This is a genomic window from Sorangiineae bacterium MSr12523 (genome assembly GCA_037157775.1).
Classification (GTDB): domain Bacteria; phylum Myxococcota_A; class Polyangia; order Polyangiales; family Polyangiaceae; genus Pendulispora; species Pendulispora brunnea.
Map to the genome: position 1 here is coordinate 6,727,207 of CP089982.1, position 23,834 is coordinate 6,751,040.

General features: G+C 62.1%; 20 protein-coding genes. 12 read left to right on the forward strand and 8 right to left on the reverse strand.

Annotated features, from left to right (window positions below):
* Positions 1–167: 167 nt before the first annotated feature.
* The 6 genes from LZC95_25765 (at position 168) to LZC95_25790 (ending at position 5,835) form a co-directional block, all read left to right on the forward strand.
* Positions 168–1,106 (forward strand): ketoacyl-ACP synthase III, encoded by a 939-nt coding sequence (locus tag LZC95_25765; protein WXA89900.1) that lies wholly within the window; start codon positions 168–170, stop codon positions 1,104–1,106.
* 2 nt (positions 1,107–1,108) lie between these two features.
* A complete protein-coding gene (locus LZC95_25770) occupies positions 1,109–1,339 on the forward strand; it encodes a phosphopantetheine-binding protein (GenBank protein WXA89901.1) in 231 nt (76 codons plus the stop codon).
* Position 1,340: 1 nt separating this feature from the next.
* Positions 1,341–2,453 (forward strand): zinc-binding dehydrogenase, encoded by a 1,113-nt coding sequence (locus LZC95_25775; GenBank protein ID WXA89902.1) that lies wholly within the window; start codon positions 1,341–1,343, stop codon positions 2,451–2,453.
* 324 nt (positions 2,454–2,777) lie between these two features.
* Positions 2,778–3,929, forward strand: coding sequence for a hypothetical protein (locus tag LZC95_25780; protein WXA89903.1), 1,152 nt, complete (start codon positions 2,778–2,780; stop codon positions 3,927–3,929).
* A gap of 291 nt (positions 3,930–4,220) precedes the next feature.
* Complete coding sequence (locus LZC95_25785) at positions 4,221–5,177, forward strand: hypothetical protein (protein ID WXA89904.1); 957 nt, start codon at positions 4,221–4,223, stop codon at positions 5,175–5,177.
* A gap of 163 nt (positions 5,178–5,340) precedes the next feature.
* Entirely contained in the window at positions 5,341–5,835 is a 495-nt protein-coding gene (locus LZC95_25790) for a glutathione peroxidase (protein WXB00222.1), read from the forward strand.
* Between the two features lie 18 nt (positions 5,836–5,853).
* On the opposite strand, the gene LZC95_25795 is transcribed toward LZC95_25790, so the two are convergent.
* A complete protein-coding gene (locus LZC95_25795; protein ID WXA89905.1) occupies positions 5,854–7,209 on the reverse strand; it encodes a hypothetical protein in 1,356 nt (451 codons plus the stop codon).
* A gap of 681 nt (positions 7,210–7,890) precedes the next feature.
* A complete protein-coding gene (locus LZC95_25800) occupies positions 7,891–8,562 on the reverse strand; it encodes a TetR family transcriptional regulator (protein ID WXA89906.1) in 672 nt (223 codons plus the stop codon).
* A gap of 100 nt (positions 8,563–8,662) precedes the next feature.
* Here LZC95_25800 and LZC95_25805 point away from each other — a divergent pair, with 100 nt between their 5' ends.
* Positions 8,663–9,796, forward strand: a complete 1,134-nt coding sequence (locus tag LZC95_25805) for an FAD-dependent monooxygenase (GenBank protein ID WXA89907.1) — start codon at positions 8,663–8,665, stop codon at positions 9,794–9,796.
* On the opposite strand, the gene LZC95_25810 is transcribed toward LZC95_25805, so the two are convergent.
* From LZC95_25810 to LZC95_25830, 5 genes are all read right to left on the reverse strand, one after another.
* Positions 9,771–10,517, reverse strand: a complete 747-nt coding sequence (locus LZC95_25810; protein WXA89908.1) for a hypothetical protein — start codon at positions 10,515–10,517, stop codon at positions 9,771–9,773. The genes LZC95_25805 and LZC95_25810 overlap by 26 nt on opposite strands.
* A gap of 148 nt (positions 10,518–10,665) precedes the next feature.
* Entirely contained in the window at positions 10,666–11,169 is a 504-nt protein-coding gene (locus LZC95_25815) for a hypothetical protein (GenBank protein WXA89909.1), read from the reverse strand.
* Positions 11,166–11,936 carry a hypothetical protein gene (locus LZC95_25820; GenBank protein ID WXA89910.1) on the reverse strand — a complete coding sequence of 257 codons (771 nt, stop codon included), beginning with the start codon at positions 11,934–11,936 and terminating at the stop codon, positions 11,166–11,168. The genes LZC95_25815 and LZC95_25820 overlap by 4 nt, the downstream gene beginning before the upstream one ends.
* 204 nt (positions 11,937–12,140) lie before the next feature.
* On the reverse strand, positions 12,141–13,124 hold the full coding sequence (locus LZC95_25825; protein ID WXA89911.1) for a chitinase: 984 nt from the start codon (positions 13,122–13,124) through the stop codon (positions 12,141–12,143).
* A 217-nt stretch (positions 13,125–13,341) separates the two neighbouring features.
* Complete coding sequence (locus LZC95_25830; protein WXA89912.1) at positions 13,342–14,955, reverse strand: hypothetical protein; 1,614 nt, start codon at positions 14,953–14,955, stop codon at positions 13,342–13,344.
* 188 nt (positions 14,956–15,143) lie between these two features.
* Between LZC95_25830 and LZC95_25835 the strand changes: the two genes are divergently transcribed.
* Positions 15,144–16,334, forward strand: coding sequence for an esterase-like activity of phytase family protein (locus LZC95_25835; GenBank protein WXA89913.1), 1,191 nt, complete (start codon positions 15,144–15,146; stop codon positions 16,332–16,334).
* 21 nt (positions 16,335–16,355) lie between these two features.
* Here LZC95_25835 and LZC95_25840 read toward each other — a convergent pair whose 3' ends face one another.
* Positions 16,356–19,130, reverse strand: coding sequence for a helix-turn-helix transcriptional regulator (locus LZC95_25840; GenBank protein ID WXA89914.1), 2,775 nt, complete (start codon positions 19,128–19,130; stop codon positions 16,356–16,358).
* A gap of 98 nt (positions 19,131–19,228) precedes the next feature.
* On the opposite strand from LZC95_25840, the gene LZC95_25845 reads away from it, so the two are divergent.
* The 4 genes from LZC95_25845 (at position 19,229) to LZC95_25860 (ending at position 23,827) form a co-directional block, all read left to right on the forward strand.
* A complete protein-coding gene (locus LZC95_25845; protein ID WXA89915.1) occupies positions 19,229–19,549 on the forward strand; it encodes a hypothetical protein in 321 nt (106 codons plus the stop codon).
* A 383-nt stretch (positions 19,550–19,932) separates the two neighbouring features.
* Positions 19,933–21,354 carry a tryptophan 7-halogenase gene (locus tag LZC95_25850; GenBank protein ID WXA89916.1) on the forward strand — a complete coding sequence of 474 codons (1,422 nt, stop codon included), beginning with the start codon at positions 19,933–19,935 and terminating at the stop codon, positions 21,352–21,354.
* Positions 21,351–22,790, forward strand: a complete 1,440-nt coding sequence (locus LZC95_25855; protein ID WXA89917.1) for a tryptophan 7-halogenase — start codon at positions 21,351–21,353, stop codon at positions 22,788–22,790. Before LZC95_25850 ends, LZC95_25855 begins: the two co-directional genes overlap by 4 nt.
* Positions 22,787–23,827, forward strand: coding sequence for an acetylserotonin O-methyltransferase (locus tag LZC95_25860; GenBank protein WXA89918.1), 1,041 nt, complete (start codon positions 22,787–22,789; stop codon positions 23,825–23,827). Before LZC95_25855 ends, LZC95_25860 begins: the two co-directional genes overlap by 4 nt.
* The last annotated feature ends 7 nt before the right edge of the window (positions 23,828–23,834 follow it).

The following is a 23,834-nucleotide window of genomic DNA, read 5'->3' on the forward strand; positions in this document are numbered from 1 at the left end:
CTCCGATCAGGCGGACGCAACGCCACGGCGACCTTTGCCGTGGTTTCGGTTCACCTGGGCTGAGAAGATTCATCTCCCAGTGGACACATTTTCGTTCTTTCGAATTGAGCACTCGAAATTCAATTTGCGCGCTTTTCAAATCGGTGCGCCGGACTAGAGTCGCGACCGTGACGTGCGACGTGCGCATCGCCTGTATTGGCACCTACATTCCACGGGCCCGCGTCTCCAACGAGGAACTGGCAACACGTTTCGAGATGGATCCGGCTTTTCTGAGGAACAAGATCGGAATCGCGGAACGGGCTGTCAAAAGCTCGACGGAGACGACGAGCGATCTCTGTGTCGGAGCTTTCGCCGATCTGCAGCGGCGCCGGCAGGTCGACTTCGACGCGGTACGCGTGGTCTGCGTGGTCACGCAGAACCCCGATCGCAAAATTCCGCACACCGCAGCCATCGTGCACCAGCGATTGGGCCTTGGAAAGCACTGTCTCACCTTCGATATTTCGCAAGGGTGCGCGGGCCACGTGCACGGGGTGGCCATCGCGTCGAGCCTTCTCCAAAGCTTGGGCGGGGGTGGTGCGGCCCTGCTCTTCACGTGCGATCCGTATTCGGTCGTCGTGGATCCGACGGACAAGGCGACGGCCCTCCTCTTCGGCGATGCGGCGTCGGTCTCGTATCTTTCCACCGACGAGCCGGGGTATGCCGTCATCGATTCCGACTTTGGCACCGTCCCCAATACTTGGGAATGCCTGATGCACGATGGCCATCGTCTGAAGATGGATGGCCGCCTGGTGTTCTCCAACGCGGCACGCGAGGTGCCGGCGAGCATCCAACGCGTTCTCTCCCGCAACGAGCTCACACTCGACGGCATCGACCAGTTCTTGCTACACCCCGGTTCGAAGTACATCGTCGACCACCTGCGCGCCACCTTGGGACTGCCGCCCGAGAAGGTGCCATTCGACATTGCCGGTTACGGAAATACCGTATCGTCATCCATTCCCATCATGCTCGCGGAATGTTTCACGCAACAGCGACACACGAAAATCATCTCCAGCGGATTCGGCGTCGGATTTTCCTGGGGAACCAACTTGATGGAGTTCAGACCTTAGGCATGATCCGTAGAGACGACATCTTTCGATTGTTCCGTGCCGCCGAAATCGGCCTTGATGGCTCCGATCTGGACGACGACAAGCCGCTTGCCGCACAAGGGCTCGACTCGCTCGACTTGGCGAATCTGCTCTTCCAGATCGAACAGACCTACGGGCTGACCATTTCCCCGGAAGATGCATCCCGACTGCGTTCGGTGCGCGACATGGTCGATTACGTCGGGGCCCGCAAATGACATGAGCGCCATTGCGACCGAAGCGTGGGTCCTTCGGAAGGGCACGGGAGACGGGGCCGCATTGGGCCCGCTCGTGCGCGAAACCTTCACGCTTCCTCCCCTTTCCGATGACGAGGTGCTCGTCCGGCCCATCTATGGCTGCTGGGAGGGAAATATGGACCACGCCGTGCGAAGGAGCCCGGTCGACCTATGCACCCTTCGCGGAGAAGACGCCGTGGTCGTGGGAAATGCGGGGGTCGTGCGAGTCGACCGCGTCGGACACAACGTGCGCCATCTGCGCGAAGGTGACATTTGCATCGTATTTTGCAATGGCACCTGGGACGAATACGGTTATCCCACGCGCATTTATGGTTACGACGCACCGAACACGGTGGGCGTACTGGCCAAGACGACCAAGTTGCATCACCGGCAGCTCGTGCCACTCCCCGAGCCGAGTCTCCTCTCATCGCGATCGTTGCGACAGTGGGCCGCGTTCTCACTGCGCTACGTCACCGCGTGGGCGAATTGGCGGGTCGCGCATGCCTGCTGGCGTGCGCAAATGAGTGATTGTCCCCCGGAGGATACGTTCGTGTGCGCGTGGGGCGGCGGCGTGGCCCTCGCAGAACTATCGCTGGCGAAAGCCATGGGCTGCAAGGTGGCCATGGTCACCTCGGTCGAGGCGAGGTGCAGGTTGCTTCGAGAGCTGGGGATCGACCCCATCGATCGCAGCGGGTGGACCGCGGCGAACTTCGAGAAGGAATTCTTGGCAGCCGTACACGCGCGCAGCGCCGGACGGGGCGTGTCGATCTTCGTCGATAACCTGGGGGTCTCGTACAAGACCGCGCTCAAGGCCCTCGCCAGGCAAGGCGTCATGACCACGTCGGGCTGGAAACACGGCGTGACCTTCGCCAATTCGCGGGCCATGGAGTGCATCGGGCGCCACATTCACGTTCATACGCACTATGCCCGGTACGAAGAAGGAGAGGCCGCGGTCGACTTCGCGTGCAAAAATGGCTGGATGCCCCCGGTCGATGAACGCGTCTATTCATGGGAGCAAATCCCCGAGCTGGCCGAGCACTATGCGCGCGGGCACATCGACTCGTATTTTCCTATTTTTGCGGTCAACGACGAATAGGGTCGTTCGCAAGCTCACCCGCTCCCATTCCGTGGCGGATTGCGTCGGCTCGTGACGCCTACGCCCCGTGCCATTCGAGTCTCGAATCCGTATTCGTATCGAGCGCTGTACCGGCTGCGTACCACCGATCGTATCGGCGCTGTACCAAATCAAGTGAACCGGTACGGGCCTGGTAGGCTGCAACGTCGGATTCGTCGGACATCGTGATTGTTACGGCTCGGAATGGCACTTGCTGGGACGGGCGCCGGGTATCGGCCCAGAAAGAGGTCATTCATGAGCTCAAGAACTCTGCGCGGACGGCTCGTGGTCGCAACGGTATGTGCCGTGAACCTACTTTCCGTTTCGGCTTTTGCACGGCAGTACGATTGCGACAACGATCGCGATCCCAATATGTACAACTGCTACAATTCCATCGACGGATCCTACGCGTACCGGAGCGGTCAACGCGGGGATTGGAACAGAGACGATCGGCTTGGCACGAGCGGCAGTTACTGGTGGGTCTTTTCCGGTGTCGGTGGGGACTCTGCGGATTTCTATGCGTGGCTCGCGAACGCTGCGTTTACCGATACACGCGCCGAATACAGTGCCAACTCGGACCGGATGCTCACCATTAACCAAAATACGGCGCCCAGCGGGTGGTCGTACGTGGGGAGCAATTCTAGACCGGGCGGGGTCCAAGTCAGCCATGGATCCGGCCGGACGGGGGCGGATCTCATTCGCGTCTTGGCCAATGATGGGTTGACCGACGACGACGAGGCGAACCAAACCTCCAGCTGCGGACAAGTCGCGCCTCTCGCCCCAGAGGTGGCCATCATCCAGCAAAATATGCTGAATGCCGTGGACCGCTATCGTGATGTGAAAGGCGCCTTTCACGTCTTTTTTTCCAACAACGGTCAGGACGATCGGGTCGAGTTCAAGATTTCCGAACAGGACCAGCGCAGCTTCGTGCGAACGACTCCGCGCGGGGGCAACGCGGTGGAGGAGACCTCGAGCGCCGTATCCTCCCTGGTTCTCTATCCGGAGCGCGCCATGTTCCGCCGGAGCGCTCACACGCCGATCTCGCATGCTCCATCGGCGCGTCACTTTTTCAACAAGGCATGCGAGTCGGTTTACGTTCGCCGGCAGGATCCTGCGTGGGCGCATGCCGCCAACGAAATAACCCTGCCGAGCAATTATGCATTTTGGTTGACCGACTCCGACGCCAAGGTGGTCGGGCAGGAAACGCTGCTCAGCCGAAAGGTGACCGTCGTCGCCGGCCGTCACGATTGGTACTTGGGCACCAAGCTGGGGGCCTCGGCGTTCAAGATGTGGATCGATGACGAGACGGGCGTCCTGCTAAAATTATCGGGCACGGACGACCGCGGGCGCGTCGTGTATGCGATCGACGTCACCGATATCCAGTTCGACCGAGGCGTAGGTCTCGGAGAGTTCTCGCTGGAGGAGCCCGTCGGCTGGGCGAATATCGGTTTGCAGTAACAACGCAGCGTCACCCATCACGACGAGGTATTCATGAGCTCAGGAATGTTGCGCGCGCCGCTCGCCGCGGCCGCGGCAGTCGGCATTGGTTTCTTTTCGACTTCTGCTCTCGCAAGAACGGAATGCGACAACGATCGTGCCAAGAGTCAATACCCAAACTGCGAAAATGAGATTGCAGTGGGCAGTTGGGCGTATCGAAGCGGACAGCCGAGGGACAAAAACGGCGACGACCGACTCGGTTCGAGCGGTACTTACGTATGGCGCTTCTTTGGGCCGAGCGGTGGCTTCTACATGAACAATCTCTCCGTATGGTTGGCGAACGTTGCCTTTACCGATACGCGCGCCACCTATGCTGCAGGTAGTTTCCAGGGGTCCTTCAATCAAAATACGGCGTCGAATGGCTGGCACGTCCTGGGAAACGCGCTTTGCAGCGGCCCCGGTACGGCGTGCACGCTCCAAGTCGATCACGGGAACGGGCGCACGGGGGCCGATCTCGTCGGGTTCGATCTTGGCTTCGCCGCGACGAGCAGTGCCTCCGACGAATCGATGTCGTGCGGATTCACGACGCCTGTCGCCGGGGACGTCGCCGCGATTCAACGAAAAATGTTGAACGCGGTGGACAACTACCGCGACGTCAGAGGCGCCTTCCACATTGCTTTTTCCAACAATGGCCAGGACGAACAGGTCGAATTCGCCATTTCCGAAGAGAACCTGCGAAGCTTCGTCCGCACGACACCCCGCGAGGGAGCCATCGAGGAATCGGTGGCGGACGGCACATCGGCCCTCCTTCTTTATCCCGAGCGGTCGATGTTCCAGAAGAAGCGGCGGGCTCCCATCGTTCAGCGTGAGCAGGCGCGGCACTTCTTCAACCAGGCGTGCCAGGCCGTCTACGTGGCGCGGCAAGATCGCGCCTGGGCACATGCGGCGCACGAAGTTACCCTCCCGAGCAATTACGCCTTCTGGCTAACGGGATCCGACAGCAAAATCGTCGGCCATGAGGTGTTGCTCGGCCGAAATGTAACCAGTGTAGCCGGCCGCCACGATTGGTACTCGAGCACCAAATTGGGCGCGACCGGATTCAAGATGTGGGTCGACGATGAAACGGGAACCCTCTTGAAACTATCCGGCACCAACGAGCACGGTCGCATCGTCTACGCGATCGACGTGAGCGATATTCAATTCGATCGCGGCGTTGCCCTCGGCGAGTTTGCATTGGACGAACCCGCCGGGTGGACGAATATCGAGTAACGAAGCTCCACGGGCACCGAAGTCTCTCCGAGAGCACGGCGCGACGGAATGACCGTTGCGGCGCGAGGGTGACGCGTGCGCGATGAATGGACGAGCACGGCTATGCGGACAAGGTGGCCATGCGATGGCCGAGACGATACGCTCGGCCGCGCGAGGGAAAGACATGACGAACAGCGTTCACGATTTTACGGTGCGAACCATCGACGGCAAAACGAAGAGCCTTGCAGACTATGCGGGGCAGGTTCTGCTCATCGTCAATGTTGCATCCGAGTGCGGGTACACACCTCAGTACGAAGGGCTCGAGAAGCTCCAGCAGGCGTATGGCCCGAAAGGGTTTCGCGTTCTCGGATTTCCGTCGAACGACTTTGGTGGCCAGGAGCCCGGGACGGAAGCGGAGATTCAACGGTTTTGCACCTCGAATTTCGGGGTCACGTTCGACATGTTCGCAAAGGTGGCGCTCAAAGGAGAGGATATGGCGCCGCTTTACGATTGGCTGCAGAGCGCGGAGACGAATCCCAAATTTGGCGGCGCCGTGGCTTGGAATTTCAATAAGTTCCTCATTGGCAAGAAGGGAGAAGTGATTGGCCGCTTCCTGCACAAGGTCGACCCCTCGAGTCCCGAGGTGACACGTGCCGTCGAGCAAGCGCTCGCGGATTAGAAACACCGACGCCAAGGCTCACACCGTCGGTGTTCCTCGATAGGGGAGCAGGTTGATGCCGTAGAGGGAATGCAGGAGTTCCGCCTGCTGGTGTTGATTGAAAACGAGTTGAACCCTGCCATTTTCCATGTAGCCGATATCCGGCAGGTCCGTGGCCCACGCTGAAGCGTGGGCCAACGTGTACGCGCCACAATTGAGCAGTGCCAGGCCATCGGTCGCCGCACTCGTTGGCAGGTGGGCATCCAGCCAAAAACGGGTCGGTGAGCAGAGTGAGTCCACGACATGGCATGACTGCCAGTCAGCATGCGGATCCATCCGAAGTGGCACCGGCGGAAATGAGCGATCGGAGATGGGGCGCAAGAGATTGCTCGCCACATCCGTCACCAACCAATCGACCTGCGCACGCCGTCGTGTGCCGAGCACTTTCGTAAGGACGACGGCCGCATCGGCGAACAGGAACCTTCCAGGCTCTAGAATCAACTGACAGGGGCCCGGTAGTCCTGCGAGTGCATCGTGGGCCGCTGCGGCGAAGTCCCGAACGGACTTGCCTTCGCGTTCGAGCATGAACCTCGATTCCAACCCGCCCCCCAGATCGATGAGCCGAATGCCCGTTTGATTGGAGCGACGCGAGGCCGCGGCCAGCTCCCCGATGCCGCGAGCAAACCGCGCGAACTCGTCGACGTCCGCGCAATGCACGAGTTGGTGGCCGTGCACGCCTACGAGCTCCAAGTGGGGAGATCTCAAGGAATACTCGATGAGTCGGTGTGCTTCACTCGCGTCGACACCGAGCTTCGAGCGTTCCGAAAAGTATTCACCGGGGGGAAGCGGATTGACCCGGATCATGATATCGGGCCTTCTACCCACGCGACGCGCACACCACTCGATCTTTTCGAGCTCTTCTTGGCCGTCGACGCCTATCAAAACGCCAGGCGTACTTACGAGTGCCATCCGATATGGCGAGGTCCGGACGACGCCATTGGAAACGATGTGGCTGGGGCGGAAGCCGACCGAACGGGCAATGCCCCACTCGAGTTCACTTATGACCTCGGCAGCCGCTCCCGCTCCGCGCAACGCTCGAAGCACCGCCGGCATGTAGCAGCACTTCAACGCGCAATGGATGCGGACTTGGAAGTACCGTGCGAAGGCGTCGCGCAGGTGCCGATAATTGTCGACGGCCCGCTCTGGAAAATAGAGCAGCAGCGGTCTTTCACCATTCCAAAATTCGGTGACGGGCCTTTCGTAGATGCAGAGCCCCGGTGCTTTTTTCGTATCTGGTGTGCCGCCGGGTTGGTACGACAAGTACGGGAGGGCCTCGTGCAGCGTTTTGATTTCCAGGCGCGATAACGATGGAGGGCCACTCTTCGCAAGCTCCATGGGTTTGGTGGGTTGGACAGTTCGCTCAGTGCTCAATTGCATGCATCTATCCGCCCTTCCACGGTTCTTGCCGGGTCGAGCAGGTGCCAGAGCAACAATCGTACTTGGATGAGGTCCCACACCTCGCGCGAAGAAAAACGTCGATGGCGGCGTCGAGCTACCTCACCAGTCTGCGAAGATGCGCCCCTCGAATGGCGGCTTGTCACGAGCTCTGTCGCTTCGTGCGGGCCCGCTTTCCAGGTCGGGCCCGCCCTTCGATGTCACATACACATCACAATGCGTTGAGGCCTCGAAGCTAGCAATCCTCCCTCTCCAGGAGAACGAGCGCGCCCTCTATCTTCGTGCACCCGTTTTCCTGGGAGAGTCGTCGGCAGATGTCGTCTTCCTCGGACGTGGGACCGCAGTTGCAACGTTCGAGATGACACACTCCGCATTGTTCGAATGTGAGCCGGCCGCACGCGGCGGTGCTATTTTTGGGGTCCGTGCCGTTTTGGGAGTCGTTGTTCGAAGACGATGAGCAGGCAACGACGCCTGCCAAGAGGGAAACGGAGATGAACGGAAGGAAGCCGCGCGCAAGCGGCGCTTTTGTCGACACCATAGGTGTTGCTTGTGACGACGGCGCGATATCCGTCAAAGCGAGGAGCGATTTTGCCGAGCCAGTTTTGGCGCAAATGGCAGATCTTAAGACGCCGCGATGCCGGCGAGGATGAGATCGATGCCAGCGAGGAACTCGGCGCGATCGTCGTGCTCGGGCAATTGGGCAGCGACGACGTTGCGGATGAACGGAAACTCGTGGGCGTCGAGCTGCTTCCATCGGGCTGATACCGTCTCGAGAAAATCCGCGCGGTTCACGGGGGGCTCGTGCAGGCGGGCGTTCGCGGCATTCTGGATGCTCACGCCGAGGATGTAGCTCAGAAGTGCCGACGCCGACGTGAACTGGGCGCCACCTCGAACGCCGAGCGCTTGGACTTGGCGTCCGATGCGCTCGAAGATCTGCAGCATCGCGGCCTCCCACGGAGCACGCGAGAGCTGCGCGCCCACCCACGGGTGCGCATCGATCGCCTCGAACACGCCCAGCGCGATCCCGCGGATCGCTTCATGCGGCGTGGCGGAGTCGGGGACTTCCCCCATCGTGCGCGCGACGACGGCGTCGGTGGCTGCGACGAGCAGCTCGTTCTTGTTCGTGATGTGCCAGTAGATGGCGCCTGGGCCCGTGGCCAGCCGCGTGGCAAGCGCGCGGAAGGTCAACCCATTCTCGCCCTCGTCATCGAGGAGCTCGATCGCCGCGCCGACGATTCGCTCCCGTGAGAGCGCATCTTCGCGTCGTTCCGAGCCGCGCGGTGCCTTCGCCATGGGTCCATCTTGACAGGTCTGGAACGGTGTTCCAAGTTTACCATTGGAACGATGTTCCAACGCAAAAACAGCCACAATAACAAAGTTGTAAGGAATCACGATGACTCCCATCACCATCATCGGTGCCGGCCTCGGCGGGCTGGTGCTCGCCCGCGTTCTGCACGTCCGCGGCATCGCCGCCACGGTCTACGAGGCCGATGCGTCGGCGGATGCGCGCGCGCAGGGCGGGATGCTCGACATTCATGACTACAACGGACAGCTGGCACTGAAGGCGGCCGGACTGTTCGACGAGTTCCGCCGCATCGTCCACGAAGGCGGTGAGGCTACGCGGGTGGTCAATCCGCACGGGACGGTCCTTCTCGACCAGCCCGACGACGGCCGTGGCCGTCGCCCCGAAGTGCATCGCGGCGATCTGCGGCGCATCCTGCTCGACTCGCTCCCTTGCGGCACCGTCCAGTGGGGACGCAAGGTCACGGGCATTCACCCGCTCGACGACGGGCAGCACGAGCTCACGTTCGCGGATGGGTCGACGGCGATGGCGAGCCTCGTGGTCGGTGCGGACGGTGCCTGGTCGAGGGTCCGGCCGCGGCTTTCGGACGCGAAGCCCGAGTACGTCGGCACCTCGTTCATCGAAACGTACCTATTCGACGCCGACGCGCGCCACCCGGCCAGCGCAAAGATCGTCGGAGCCGGTGCCATGCTCGCCCTCGCACCCGGCAAGGGCATCGTCGCCCACCGCGAGGCCAACGGCGTCCTGCACACCTACGTCGCGCTCACCAAGCCGAAGGACTGGATCGCAAGCATCGACTTCGCCGATCCAAAGGCCGCGAAGGCTCGCATTGCAGCGGAGTTCGAGGGCTGGGCACCCGAGCTCACCGCGCTGATCACCAACGGTGAGACGGATCCCGTCCCCCGCATGATCCATGCGCTCCCGCCCGAACATCGGTGGGAGCGCGTGCCCGGAGTGACTCTTCTCGGCGATGCCGCACATCTGAATCCGCCCGATGGTGAGGGCGCCAACCTCGCGATGTACGATGGCGCCGAGCTCGGGAAGGCCCTGGCCGCTCACCAAGGCGATCTCGAAACCGCGCTCGCCGAGTATGAAAAAACGATGTTCATCCGAAGCGCGTACGCCGCCGCCGATGCCGCGAAAACCCACGCTCTCTGCTTCGACGACGACAACGCGCCCTACGGTCTGATCGACTTCTTTACCGCGTCCGAAACGACGAATTGAGGCGCCGTGGCACCGTGATGTGGAAAGCTTCAAGTCGAGGCGCGCACGTGAGATCGGTCTCGGCGCGGAGCTCCACGCGGAACAGCTTATGCGCGGCAAGCGTCATTTCCACCTTGAAGTCCGAGCCTTCGAGCTTCGGGGTGAATGCCGTCGACGCATCGACACTCCAGTGCGTACCGTCGAGCGACGTTGCCAAATCGACGAAGAACCGCCCACATTGCTCCTTGCGGGCATAGCTGGACACCATGGTGCCCGTGACAACGATGGGAGCCTTGGTCGAATAACGGTGTACGCCAGGCACGCGCAACATCGTCTTCCCCGCTCGTTCTTCGAAGTCCATTCTGTTGTGCGGTTCCGGAGAAACCTGGCACCAGAGGATCGGCTGGTACAACTCCACGCCGTTGCCGTACTCGAGCGTGTTCATCGCATTGTCCGCCATGTACACGTAATACTGATTCTCGAAGTCCACCGGATGGCCTTGCGCATCGAAGCGGCACGCGGGGTGGCCATAGATATCGACCACGCACCGGTAGTCCTTCGGCTTGTGATCCCAGTCGCAAAAATTGGGAACGATATCTTCGTATGGTTCGTCCCGCACGGTCGCAGGCCCCTGCCCCTCTTTGCTCTCCGCGTCCTTCGAGGCCGAACTCGCGCAAGCCGTGAGCGTGCAAAGTGCGATGAGGCCGCAGTGCGACCCAATGGCGCCAAGCACCGATGGCACGCACAATCTCCGCCGCCGGCATGGGCGGGGCCGTAGCCCGTTACGCTGCATGAGCTTTATATGCGGCAGGATGGTCCAGCCAACAGATCCTTTTCCGACATATTCATTGGACCATGGCGCATCCGCCTCCGCCACACACGGAGCGCTCTCATCCGCGAACGGTGTGCGCGCGTGCTGCCCATTTTCCGCAACGGACGGCGAGGAATGGTGAGACCCCCGCGAATGGAAGCATCAGCGCGTCGCTCGGATCGGTCACTGCGACCACGGGACGCAAGCCCGGAACGCCGTGGCCATGCGCGAGGCGCATCGCGGCCCACCACGGCCATTGAACGACCGCTAGCCCATGCCGATAGAACGCTGTCCCGGCGGGATCGATTTTGACCCACGCGAATGCGATCGCGGTCACGATCGTGCAACCGAGCAGCGCGCGCAGGCCGAGCGGCCACGGAAATGCAACCGCCGCGAATGCAAGGAGCAGCACGGGGAAAAACGTCAAGCCTGCGGCGTCGGAAAGCTTGCCCGTCAACAGCCCGGACCAATGCACCTTCAAGACATGATCATTGAGCAGCAAAAGGCCAATGGACGCCACCACGGCCGGGTGTGCCATGAGCGCTGCGTAAAGGGGCGTACTTCGATGAGACGCAGGCGTCATGGCCCGCCATCCCTCGGGGGTGACGTCCCGTCGATGGCCACGATGCGCAAGTTCACATTCGGCCGGACGCACGGACTTTCGGCGCAAAGCCCGTCGAGAACGGCCGCGACGCGCCACCGGTCGCTCTCGAAGTCCCCTGCTTCCGGTGCCGATGCATCGGGCGCAACGTAGCCGATCGACCTTACGAAGGATTTGGGCGTGACGTTGACGGTATAGCTGCGATCGTACGTTTGCGTCACCGAGACCACGCCAATGCGAGATGCATCGCGCGACGCCTCGGGAATCACCTCGAAGCGCAGCGAAGCACCCGAGCCCGGGGCCAGCTTCTCGGGAAAGACCACGTCGATGGGCTCGAGCGTCACCTCCAACTGCACACCATGCTCGCCGGCGGGACGTGTTCGTCGGACGGTGACGTCGCCCTCGGTGCGCATCGACCATGCGGGTGACGACGAAGGCCCCACGACGCGCACATAATCGTCGCCAGGAAAGTCGCTCCCACACCCATCGGACTCGCAAAAGAGCCAAATGCGTGCGTGCTCCAGGCGTTCACCGGGAAAGACCAGCACGTCCTGCCGTCTCGCAGACGGAGCGGTGGGCTGGAGGCCCGGATCCGGAGCGAGAAAGCGCCCAGATGCCCCCCGATCCACCACGATCTGGGGGGCGATGCTCGACTCCACGACGAACCGGTACACCTCCCCCGCGGGCGGCGCGGTTTCCTTGGGCAGCGCGGCATCGAGCGGACACGTGGGAGGGGCCGACGTGGCCATCGTTGCTAGCGCCGCGGCAAGGAGAAGGAGTCGAACGCGCCACGGGGACGGGCTCTGTCGCCCGCGCAATAATGAGAGTCGCATGCGTGCCATGCGCCTAGCACGAGGCGAGCCGCATCCACCGATGCGCGCGATCCGGTCCTTTGAGCATGCGCTGTCAACCCTGGTTCTCTGGCCGAAGACAGCGCTGTCATACCTCCGGTCTCACTCGACCGGATCGGTCAAACCGACGAATCCATTGAATCCGGCGAAAATTTTTGCGAACTCGTAAGGCTGCTGGGTAATGTTCGTGCACACCGCGAGATCGCCGTGACATGCATTGGCGTCGCGGCCCTGTTCCCAATACGAGAGCATGCCCAAGTGCACGGATGCGGCGAAGTTCACCAGGGTGCGTGCGTCCTTCTGCAGGAAAATTTCGTTGCCCGAGTCGTTCACCCCCAACATGGGGGTGACGCCGACCTTCCTCCACGCGGCGGCATCGGACAGGCCATAGAGCGATTTCAATTGAGCCATGGTCGCCTTGGCCGCCGATACCGCCTTGGCGCCTTGGTCGCCGGGTCCTTCGTAGTAGTCCATCGCCATGATATTGACCATGTCGAGCGGCACATTGGCCGCCTTCGCGGCCTTCACCACGTTGAGCCCATTGGCGTCCAAGCCATTGGGCATCACCGGCAAGGTCAGCGAGATCTTCAAGCCAGGATGGCGACTGGCGACGATGGCCAAGGCTTGGGATCTGCGGGTGATGGAGGCCGGATCCGCCACGGCGGCGCCTTCGATGTCCAAATCGATGTATTTCAATGCGTAGGCTTTGACCACGGCGTCGTACTCGTCGGCCAATGAGGCAACCGTCGTGCACATTTGCGCAAGCTCGATGCCGCTGGCGCCGCCGAAGGAGACTTTGACGTCTCCGCCAGCTGCTCGAATCTTGGCAATTTCCTCCTTTTGCCATCCCGCGCGAGGATCATAGGCATTGAACCAGCTTGCCTTGCAGCCCGCGGCCGTAACGAATCCAAGGGTGAAGCTCTTCACACCGGATTTGCTTGCCATGGTGGACAGCGATGGGGTGGGCCACTCGCCCATATCCACGTACGGAGCAACGGACGACGCCGTGGCGGCGTGGCCAACGATGGGATGAGCGGCTGCAAACAGGAATGCCGCCGCGGCCCCTAACAGCAATGTCTTTCGCACGATGAACCTCCTCGACGACGGCCCATTGGGAACGTCGTGGCCGGCTCACTGCAGAAGGCATTCCAAAGTTGGATGCGCAAAAGCCTCGGGCGATGAGCGACGGGTATGGTCGAGGAGATCATGATCCTATCGATCATTGTGGGTTCCCGTGATCCTCAAAAGGATGCGGTGGAAACCGGTGACAATGTAGACAGGAGAAGCTGCCCGAAGGCGCGGCTCAGGGAATGAATGCGTTGGTAACACGCGTCATGTAGGCCATTCGCAAATCATTGCGCCGGATGACGCGCCATGGTTCCTCTTCGGAATAGAGCTCCATGGGTTGCCACGTCAATCCTCCCGCAAATCGGGTGGTGACCTCGAGAACGTATTCTTTTCCATTCTCGAGTATGTCGGGCGACAGCGGCGGCACCGTGACTTCGTTCTGGCTGGTGATGATCTCGTAACGCTTGTTCCCCGTCATGACCTCGACAATCGCAATTCGATATCCCGTCGGCGGAAGCGTGTACACCCCGGACGCGAGCGTAATTTTGATGGTCGGGGTCGTCGTGATGCCGGTCGCGGGCGCCTTGAGCAGATCCTTGCCGTGGACGATCACCTCGCCCGGCAACGCGGGGATGTTCCACCCCAACGTCCTGTTTCCAATGATGGCCTGCGCCGAACTGGCCACGTCCCGCCATTGCCGCGTCGAAGGACTGCCATCGACGCGGACGATGGAGTGAGTTTTCCAGACTTGCTCCTCCGCCGTCACGACCCATGTTTCCGAGGGCGCGGGGAGCATGACGTCCATGGTGAGATCTCCCGCATCGCCGACAATCGTGGCACGCGCGAGACGATTGTCCTCCGAGCGCGCATCGTTCCATCCGCCGTTGGGGGACGTGAGGTGCGAATCGCCGGAGGGGGCCGTGTCGATGTGCACGACGCCTTCGTCGGCGACTTCGCCGGGCAGCGACCTTTCGAACGAGCCATAGGCATTCGTGATGATGAGCGACTGCAGTGGCACGGTTGAGCACGGCGCCGTCACCTCGGTCGTTTCGTTCGGACGCATCGTGGTCGGACTCGACGGCGTACACACTTCTGCGACCTTCTCGCCCTTGATCGCCTCGTCAGGCAAGGTGCCGAGCAGCCATACCACATCCCCCTTCGTGCCATCGAGAAGCGGCGCACCGCGGAACTCGTATGGCCACTCCGAATACGCATTCTGAGGCATCAGCGGCGGCGATGACACCGTTCCGCCGAGCCTCCACGTCCCGCTGATCTGCGTCGGAGACGCCTTCGTTCGAAGCTTTTCGCCCGTGCCTTTCGTCGCATCCGGACGCCCGATCTCGTCGTATCCCATGTCGAGTCCATGGCCGCCCCGCACGACATAGAGTTGATGAACCGATGGCACGTGCACGTAACGATCGCCGTCGGGCAGGCCGGCGAAGACCAGCGCATTTTTGACGACGGTGCCAACCTTGGGTTCGGTAAACCCGACGTTGGTGAGCACACGAACCTCCACCATGTCGGGCCGGAGCGCGGTCTTGGCGCACTTCGAATATCCGCCATCGGGCAGCCTCCACCCCGTCGTCCATTGAACCACGAATCCGGCATCGCTCGGCGGAGGCTCGCATCCGAGCGGCTCGGTGTGCGCGTCCGTGCCGGCATCGGCGATTCCACCCTCGCCGCCTCCGGGGCCAACTTCCGGCTCATGGCTCTTCGCATCGAGCGAGGCATCTTCGCGCAAGGTCGTGTCGTCGAGCCCCAAGATGGACGCGCAGCCCAATGGAAACAGAGCACTGACGCAACCAGCGCCAACGAGAGACACGAAGAAAGCGGGGCGAAACCACCTCATGCGCCGCATCTTACACGGCTTCGTGCGGTGCCACGACCCTGAGGAGCTAGCCACTTTGTCTTTGAAGCCTTATCGGACCTGACCTAAGAAAACGTTGCATGAGCCGTTCAGCAGTACGTTTGGCATGCTGCGGGCCCGCACTTCTCTTGGTGATGGCCTGCTCGAACGATGATCCGCAACATGAAGAAATGACGATTTCCGTCCGGCAGTTTACGCTCGAGAATCCTCCAGAGCTCGAGGCCGGCGTGAAGCTCGGTGGTTTTTCCGGGGTGGTTCCCGCAGAAGGCGATCCGCCGGACGTCTTTCATACGATCATCGATCGCGGGCCAAATGGCCTGATCCATATTGGCGGCGCCAACCATCGCACGTTCCCATTGGCGGATCTCGGGCCGAGCATTTACAAGATTCGATTCGCCGGTGATCGCATCGAGGTTCTCGAGCGAATTCCCATTCTGCGGCCGAACGGTACGCCGATATCGCCACTCCCGAACCTTCCCGGGGCGGACGAAACGCCCTTCGACGTGACGGGGCAAAAGCAGCTTGCGTTCGACCCGGAGGGCCTCGATACCGAGGGGATTGCCTACGACGCCACGAGAGATGTCTTTTGGGCCTGCGATGAATACATGAGCCTCGTTCAGATTTCGCGCAAAGGCACGATCATGAATCGATTGGTGCCGGCCGGAAATGCCGCCAAACTAGGACTCCCGTACGCGCATGACGTTTTCCCGGAGTACCTGACGAAGCGCCCCCGCAACCGGGGATTCGAAGGGGTGTCGGTGAGCCCCAGCGGACGGTTCCTGTTTGGTGTGGTCCAAAACCCATTGCAGAATCCAAATGCCGCCGTTGGCGATACGTCGCGCGTGGTGCGAATCGTGCGTGTGGATCTGGCCACGCTGGAGCAATCAGGCGAATACGTTTACCTGACGGAGGATGCATCGACATTCCAGGGAGTCCACCAAGCCGACGTCAGCCTCTCCGACATCTACGCATCGAGCGATACGAAACTGTTGGTCGTCGAGCGAGACAAGAACGCCGGACCGAACGCCCGCATCAAGCGCATCTATTCCATCGACGTGTCGGCGGCGACCAATGTGAAAGGCGTTTCGGAGAGAGAAGGTGTGACGCTCGAGGCGATGAATCCGACTCAATTGCGCCAAGCGGGGGTCGAACCGGTTGCGAAGAAGCTGCTCGTCGACGTCTTGGCAACGATTCCGGGTTATCCCTACGAAAAGATCGAAGGGCTTGCGGCCGTCGGCCCGCGCCGGCTCATCATCTGCGCCGACAACGACTTTGGGGTCGAGTACCAAGGGGCCGAACAGGTGCAGACGGGGCAGCCCACGCAATGCCATGAATTGACATTTTCGCGCGATTCATTCTGACGATGGCCTCTTGCCAGAGGGTCATCGGCCTCGAAGGAGCGCTGCAGCTTGCAGCAGATCCCGCGTGTCGAATCCCTCGGTGAAGCGCTCGTGCACGGCGGCGAGTCGGTCGAGCGCCTCGGCGTGCCCACTTTGCGCGTGCTCGGCGAGGGTGATGGCCGTTCGCAGCTCCCAGGCCAACGCGTGCTGGCTTCGCGCCACGTCGAGCGAACGGCGCAGCAAAGCCTGGGCCCGCACCTGGTGCTCGACCGTCCCCTCCGCAAACAGCCGCTCGGCCCGAATCCGTAGCAGCTCCGACGTGCACCATCGTTCGTAGCCCTTGTCGACGCGTGCAAGCGTCGCTTCGACGGCGCACGTCGAATCCATCGTGGCAACCATCTCGGCAAGCAAAGTTCCGCCCGGCGGCTCCCGGCTCGTGTCGAATGTGCCCTCCAAGATCGCTCGGTAAGCTTGCGCGAAGGTATGGACCAAAAGGAGAGAGTGCTCCAACGAAGTCGTGAAGAGCGTCTCCGCGAGTTCTCTGGCCACCGCCATCCGCCCCGTCCAAAACGCGATGGGCAGCGCCCCCACGGAGATCATCGAACACAGTGGCAGCGGCTGGCCGATGGCTCGCGCGAGCTCGACGCCTTCGCAGGCACATTCCCACGCCTGCTTTGGATACCCCTGGAGCCACAAAATGCGCGCGAGCGTCGGTCGAATGGCCACGCGCGAATCCAATTGAAGGCCTCGCGGGCGCCCCTTGCCCGTGGGACTCGCCGCCTCCGCCAGCACGCGTTGCGCAGCGATTCGCGCCCGCGCCTGGTCGCCCATGCCGTGAAACGCGAGGCTGGCCATTCGCCCGCGTGCGAGCGCGACCTCGGGGGAATCGAGCGCGGCCGCGATGGCTTCGTATTCCTTCGTGATCATCAATGACTCGGCGTAATCGCCATTGTAACTAAAAACGAGGTACAAGCCCCAGAGCGCACGGAGCTGCGCATTGACGAGCGCCGCGCCCCGAGCCACCTCGAACGAGGTTCGAAAGGCGTGGATCACGGCCTCGACCGGCTCCGCGGTGTGCCATATCGCATGTCCGTACATCTCCCAGAGGCGGCTCGACATGGCCGGATCTTCCTTGGACATGTCGGACATCTGCTCGAATCGAGCTTTCAGCCGTCGTGCGCACTCGCCAAACACGGACAGCGTGTGCGAAATCAGCACCGAGGTGCCTAGGAGCTGCAGGCCTAGAGCGCAATCGCCGGACTCGGACAGGGTCCAATCGAGCGCGGCGCGCCAATTGTCGATCACGTTGCGATGGCGCTCGGTCCAATGGTGGCTGTCCGCGGTTTCGTCGACGAGCTCCACCTCGCGAAGCAACGCGAGGACGTGCAACGCGTGGCGGGCCGAAACCTCGTGCCGTTCGCCGGTGGTCAGCTTTTCGGACGCAAACACCCGCGTCGTATCCAACAGCCGGTAGAGGGGAGTCTCCCCACCGATGTCCACCGTTACGAGCGACTTGGCGAAGAGATTCGACAGGTACGTCACCGTCGCCGAGCGCGGCCACGCACTGTCTGCCACGGCAACCGCCGCATCGGCGGTGAATGGGCCGCGAAAGACCGAGAGCCGCCGCAGCATCACTTGCTCCTCGGGCGCTAGCAGGTCGTAACTCCAATTCAACGTGGCCGCGAGCGTCTGGTGCCGCGGAAGCGCCTTTCGCCGGCCTCGGGTCAGGACATCGAAACGGTCGCCAAGGCGCGCGGAAATCTCACGAAGGCCAAGCTCGCCAACCCGCGCGGCGGCAAACTCGATGGCCAGCGGCATTCCGTCGAGTTGCTGGCAGATGTCCCCCACGATGGCCGCATCGGCATCGTGCAATTCGAATCGATCGAAGATGGCCCGTGCCCGCTGAACGAAAAGGTCCACCGCGGGATAGGCAAGGGCGGCGGCGGCACTCAATCCGTCGGTGTGCGTCGGATGCGGCAGAGAAGGCAGTCGATGGGCCCACTCCCCGGTGGCGCGCAGGGCTTCGCGGCTGGTCGCAAGGATGCGAAGCGTCGGAAGTCGCGAAAGCAGCGACTCCACCAAGTCTGCGACCGCGTCCACCACGTGCTCACACGTATCGAGCACGAGCAGCATGTGCTTCTTGCGCAAATGGGACAGCAGGCCCGGTAGGGGCTCGTTCGAGAGCCCGCCGATCCCGAGCGCCGAAGCCAATTCCGCCGCGACGAGGCGCGGATCGGAAAGGGACGAGAAATCGACGAACCGGATCCCATCCGAGAAAAGCCGCAGGTGCTGTCGCGCCAGCGCAATGGCCACGGTGGTTTTACCGACACCACCGGGCCCCGTGATGGTGACCAGGCGCTGTTGGGCCAGTGAATCCGCGAGGAGCGCAATCGTATCGGCGCGCCCCACGACGGTGGCGAGCAACGCGGGCAAATTGTGCAGGGTATGCTCATTCGACGAGGTCTCGCCGGACTCGTCCACCCACGGCGAAACGGGAAGTGTGAATCGATAGCCTCGCAGCACCGTTTCGATGCTGCGCACCCCCTGCTCTCCGCGCGCCAGCACCCGGCGAAGCGCCGCAACTTGAACGCGCAGATTCGTCTCGTCGACCACAACGTCGGGCCATACCAGTGTCAACAATTCGTCCGTCGCCACGACTGTGCCGGCACGTTCCACCAAAATGCGAAGAAGGTCGAGCCCGCGGGCTCCCAGCCGCACCGGCTCATCGAACAGCAGCAACGTGCGCGATTCCGGCGCAAAGCGAAATGCACCGAAGGCATAGCCTGCGGCGTTCGCATCGTTCGTTCCGGTTGGCATTGATTCGTCCGACACGGCCTCGTCCGCCGACGGATTCTACCGCCCCAACCTGGCAGAAGTCGAATCCTCCCGTGCGATCGAAGGAAGCATCCTTTACCGTGGCGATCATGAAATGGGTTACGAACGTTTCTCTTCTTGGGATTGTCACGTCCGCGCTTCTCGCTGCGGCTTGCTCCGGAAACTCCACACCGCCCCCGGAGCCCTCCACCAATCCTTCCGAAAAGGTCAGCACCGAACAGGCGAGCGCCCCCACGGAACGTCCCAAAATGACGCCCGACGAGTGCAATGCGAAAGGCACCGTCGTTTACGACATGGGCGACGGCAAGACCCACGCTCCGAGCTACCGGTGCGCCGACGGCAAGCCGCCGATTGGAACCGTGCCCGGTGGCCGCGAAGGGGCAGTCTGCTGTTCGAAGTGATTCCGAGTTAAGTTCAAATTATCGAAAACTCCGCGCCGCAATGATTGCGTATTACCCATACGCAATCGCGGCCTCCGGATATTACCCATACGCAATCGTCTGCGCGTCGGGCGGGATCCTCTCGGCCGCTCGGTATGACGACGGGCCCGACGTCACCTCGCGATATCCATGACAAAACGGGCCACGAATACGACATTGACGTGACAAAAAGCACTCCCATATTCGCATGACTCGCTGGCGATTGGCGCCGGAAGTGGGGAAGCGGGCTTGGTGGAGGGCGCGTCGAGGCGTGTAGCCGTCGGTCGCGCGCGACCTTGCTGCGTCGTCGTTCGCACAACCAATCATAAAGAAATAACGTTTGGACCGAGGGGAGTGATGACTCAATGTCGAAACGAACGAAGGTTCTCGTCGTCGGTGGAGGGCCCGCCGGTTCCGTTGCGGCCACGGCGCTCGCAAGGGAGGGCGTGCAGGTCCAACTCATCGAGAGCGCCCGATTTCCGCGCTACCACATTGGCGAATCACTGACTCCGTCCTGCCGAACCATCCTCGAAGCGATCGACGTCGCCAAGAAAGTGGACGATTACGGATTCGTGCTCAAGTACGGCGGTGTGCTTCGGTGGGAGTCGGACAGTTGGGTGTTCGATTGGGGCTCGCGGCTGGGAATAAACTCGTGGCAGGTCGACCGCGCCGAGTTCGACCAGCTGTTGCTCGAGCATGCAAAGAGCAACGGCGTTGCCGTCACCACGGGGGTCAGCGCCCGGGAGGTCACCTTCCACGAGGGCCGGCCCACGGCGGTTCGATGCGTACCGGACCAAGGTGCACCGTTCGACATCGACGATTTCGACTACCTGATCGACGCGTCCGGCCGGAACGGGTTGCTGAGCACGCGGCATTTGGACAACCGACGCATGGACAAGACATTGCGCAACGTCGCTATTTGGAGCTATTGGCGCAACACCAAGAGCCTTCCCGATACCCCCAAGGGCGGTATCAATGTCATTTCCTCACCCGAAGGCTGGTATTGGGTCATTCCACTCGCAGGCGGGCGGACCAGCCTCGGCTTCGTGACACGCAAAGACGTCTTCACGGAGCGGCGTCGCAACTACAGCTCGACGAACGAGATGTACCGCGCTCTGGTCCATGAATCCGAAAGCGTGCGGGAGCTGGTTGCCGATGCGGAATACCTCGGTGGGGTTCATGTGGAGACCGACTTCTCCTACGCCGCGGACCGCTTCGGCGGGCCCGGATATTTCATGATCGGAGATGCGGCGTGCTTCCTCGACCCACTGCTTTCCACCGGTGTCCACCTGGCCCTCTACAGTGCCCTCACCGCCGCCGCCTGCATTGCCTCGGTGAATCGCGGCGAGGTCACCGAAGACGCTTCGCTGACCTTTTTCGAGTTCGCTTACCGCCGGGCCTACACACGGCTGTTCGCACTCGTGAGTATCATGTACGAACGATATTTGGGTAAGGACGGCTTCTTCCGCACCTCCGATCGGCTGATTGGCGAAGAGCCGAGCCTCGAAGCGGGCGAAACGGCTTCCTCGGAGTCCTTCGTCAAACTCATCGCCGGCTTGCCCGATCTGTGGGAGGCCACCGATGCGTCCACGCGGGTACTGACGGAACGGCTGACCGCCGAAGCGCTGCTCGTCCAGCGCCGGTTCATGAAAGCGGAAGATGGCCCCGGATCGCCCGATTTTTCCTCGGTCCTGGAGAATCCCCTGCGGGATGCGGAGTCGGCGGAATACCGTCTCGTCACCTCGCCCAAGCTCGGTCTCGAGCGTACCAAGGTGCGCGAATCATGAGCCATCCCACCGAACAACGCCGGCGCGTACTCATCGTCGGTGGCGGTCCCGCCGGTTCGACCGCCGCGGCGCTTCTAGCTCGAAATGGATTCGATGTCGTGCTGTTGGAGCGAGAGCATTTCCCGCGGTATCATATTGGCGAGTCGCTGCTCGCTTCCTGTCTTTCGATATTGCGGCTCTCGGGCGCGTTCGACAAGGTTGCGGCGGCAGGGTTTCAAATCAAGCGCGGCTCGCTCATCCAATGGGAAAACGACGAATGGCTCCTGGACTGGCGCAAGCTGGTCGCCCCCGACGCGTGGTCCTGGCAGGTCGATCGGGCGACGTACGACGATATTCTGCTGCGAAACGCGGCGGAGCAGGGCGCCACCATCGTCGAAGGAGCCACGGTTCGCAGGGTGATCTTCGACGGAGATCGCCCGACGGCGGTCGAATGGATTCGGGACGATGACAAGGACGCCGTCCGGATGACGACATTCGACTTCCTCATCGATGCATCCGGTCGTGCAGGCGTGCTCGCCAAGCGGCACTTCGATATGCGCACCCCGCACGAGCTCTTTCAGAATGTGGGCATTTGGGGCTACTGGACGGGCAGCCGCCTTCTGCCGCACAGCCCCGAGGGCGCAATCAACATCGTTTCCACCGCCGATGGTTGGTATTGGATCATTCCCCTGGCCGGGGATCGGCGGAGTGTAGGCTTCGTGGCGCACAAGCGGCGCTTCATCGAGAATCGAGCACGCTACGGCTCGCTCGAGGACTACTACCTCGATTTGATGAAGGGGCACGACGGCGTGCGGGCCCTGCTCGAGGGTGCCCGTTTCGAGGGGCAGGTGCGCGTCGAGCAGGACTATTCCTATGTCTCGGAGCGGTTTTGCGGCCCCGGCTACGCGCTCATCGGGGACGCGGCATGCTTTCTCGACCCGCTGCTTTCGACGGGCGTTCATCTCGCGCAGTACAGCGCCATGGTGGGGTCCGCGGCGATTGCCACCTTACTGCGCGGCGAAATGCCCGAGCAGGAAGCGCTGGCCTTCTTCGATTACACGTACCGGCGCGCGTACTCGCGCATGCTGGTCCTGGTGGCGCGGATGTATCGCGAGTACATGGGTGCCGACGACTATTTTGGTCGGTCCGAACAACTCGTCCACGCCGAAGGCCGCGGAGAACGCCCCGTGCAGGCTTTCACCCAGATCATCACCGGTCTCACGGACGTCCGAGAGGCGTCCGGCACGTCGAGCCGGGTCACCACGGAGGCCATCGTCGAGGCCGCGCATGGCGCTAAGGATGAAACCGCGAAATCCTCCTTGTCGTACCTGTGTGGAATCGACATGTCACCGGTCTGGGACATCTGGCGTGATCCACTCGGGCCCGACACCGCCATGGGCAATATCCGCATCACCGCCGAACCACGATTGGGGCTTTATCGGGAGACAGCACCATGAGCGATTTCGCGGCCGTGCCATCGGTCAATCCGCGGGCGCTCATGGAGTTGAGCTCCGGTTTCTTCGCGGCCAAAACACTCGCCGCGGCGGTGGAGCTCAATCTGTTCGGCTTGCTGTCCGAACGCGGTGGTTTGACCATCGAGGAGCTCGCGAACGAGCGGGATATCCATCCGCGCCCGGCCGAGATGTTGCTGAGCGGTTGCGCGAGCCTGGGGCTTCTCGTCACGGACGGGCAGCGCTTCGTGAACTCGCCGCTCGCCGCGGAATACCTCGTGCCGGGCGGCCGATACTATTTCGGCGACTACATCACCATGCTCGATCAACGGGTTTATCCCGGATGGATGAAGCTCTCGGAAGGATTGCGGCGCAATGCGCCCACCACGTGGGATCCCCGCGAGCGACCCTCGCTCTTCGATCCCCGTGATCCGGATATGATGCGGACCTTCTGGCGAGGCATGCATTCGATGTCCGTGTTCACGGCACGGGCGCTCGGCGATGCTTACGACTTCACCCGTGTGCGGCGGCTGCTCGATATCGGGGGAGGCGGCGCGGCCTACACCATCGAGTTGTGCCGCGCTTACCCGCACCTCACCGCGACCGTGTACGATTTGCCGTTCGTGTGCGAGCAGACCAAGGTGCGGATCGCCGAGGCGGGTCTCGGCCATCGGATCGCGTGCGTGGGGGGAGATTTCTTCGCCGACGACGAACTGCCCGGCGAGCACGACGCGGCCTTGTTGTCATCGGTCATGCACGATTGGAGCGAGGCCGAGGATCTCACCATCCTGCGCAAAGCGCGTGCGGCATTGCCTGCCGGCGGCGCCATCCTGATCAGCGAGCTGCTGATGGACGACGACCGCTCCGGTCCCGCCCCGGCGGCCATGTTCAACCTGCTGATGCTGGTCGAAACGCAACGCGGTCGCAACTACACGGGCGCCCAGTACGAGCGTTGGTTGCGCGAAGTCGGTTGCCATGAGGTGGTTCGCATCCCCGTCAAGGGCATCAGCGCCAATGCCGTGGTCGTCGGTACGGTGCGCTAGCCGCGAT

What these genes read in the sequence shown, in the direction of transcription:
- LZC95_25830 (WXA89912.1), bottom strand. Translation starts at nt 14,955, where the DNA reads ATGAGGTGGTTTCGCCCCGCTTTCTTCGTGTCTCTCGTTGGCGCTGGT.
- LZC95_25820 (WXA89910.1), bottom strand. Translation starts at nt 11,936, where the DNA reads ATGGCCACGTCGGCCCCTCCCACGTGTCCGCTCGATGCCGCGCTGCCC.
- LZC95_25855 (WXA89917.1), top strand. Translation starts at nt 21,351, where the DNA reads ATGAGCCATCCCACCGAACAACGCCGGCGCGTACTCATCGTCGGTGGC.
- LZC95_25800 (WXA89906.1), bottom strand. Translation starts at nt 8,562, where the DNA reads ATGGCGAAGGCACCGCGCGGCTCGGAACGACGCGAAGATGCGCTCTCA.
- LZC95_25805 (WXA89907.1), top strand. Translation starts at nt 8,663, where the DNA reads ATGACTCCCATCACCATCATCGGTGCCGGCCTCGGCGGGCTGGTGCTC.
- LZC95_25860 (WXA89918.1), top strand. Translation starts at nt 22,787, where the DNA reads ATGAGCGATTTCGCGGCCGTGCCATCGGTCAATCCGCGGGCGCTCATG.
- LZC95_25770 (WXA89901.1), top strand. Translation starts at nt 1,109, where the DNA reads ATGATCCGTAGAGACGACATCTTTCGATTGTTCCGTGCCGCCGAAATC.
- LZC95_25775 (WXA89902.1), top strand. Translation starts at nt 1,341, where the DNA reads ATGAGCGCCATTGCGACCGAAGCGTGGGTCCTTCGGAAGGGCACGGGA.
- LZC95_25840 (WXA89914.1), bottom strand. Translation starts at nt 19,130, where the DNA reads ATGCCAACCGGAACGAACGATGCGAACGCCGCAGGCTATGCCTTCGGT.
- LZC95_25835 (WXA89913.1), top strand. Translation starts at nt 15,144, where the DNA reads ATGACGATTTCCGTCCGGCAGTTTACGCTCGAGAATCCTCCAGAGCTC.
- LZC95_25815 (WXA89909.1), bottom strand. Translation starts at nt 11,169, where the DNA reads ATGACGCCTGCGTCTCATCGAAGTACGCCCCTTTACGCAGCGCTCATG.
- LZC95_25850 (WXA89916.1), top strand. Translation starts at nt 19,933, where the DNA reads ATGTCGAAACGAACGAAGGTTCTCGTCGTCGGTGGAGGGCCCGCCGGT.
- LZC95_25785 (WXA89904.1), top strand. Translation starts at nt 4,221, where the DNA reads ATGAACAATCTCTCCGTATGGTTGGCGAACGTTGCCTTTACCGATACG.
- LZC95_25790 (WXB00222.1), top strand. Translation starts at nt 5,341, where the DNA reads ATGACGAACAGCGTTCACGATTTTACGGTGCGAACCATCGACGGCAAA.
- LZC95_25795 (WXA89905.1), bottom strand. Translation starts at nt 7,209, where the DNA reads ATGGAGCTTGCGAAGAGTGGCCCTCCATCGTTATCGCGCCTGGAAATC.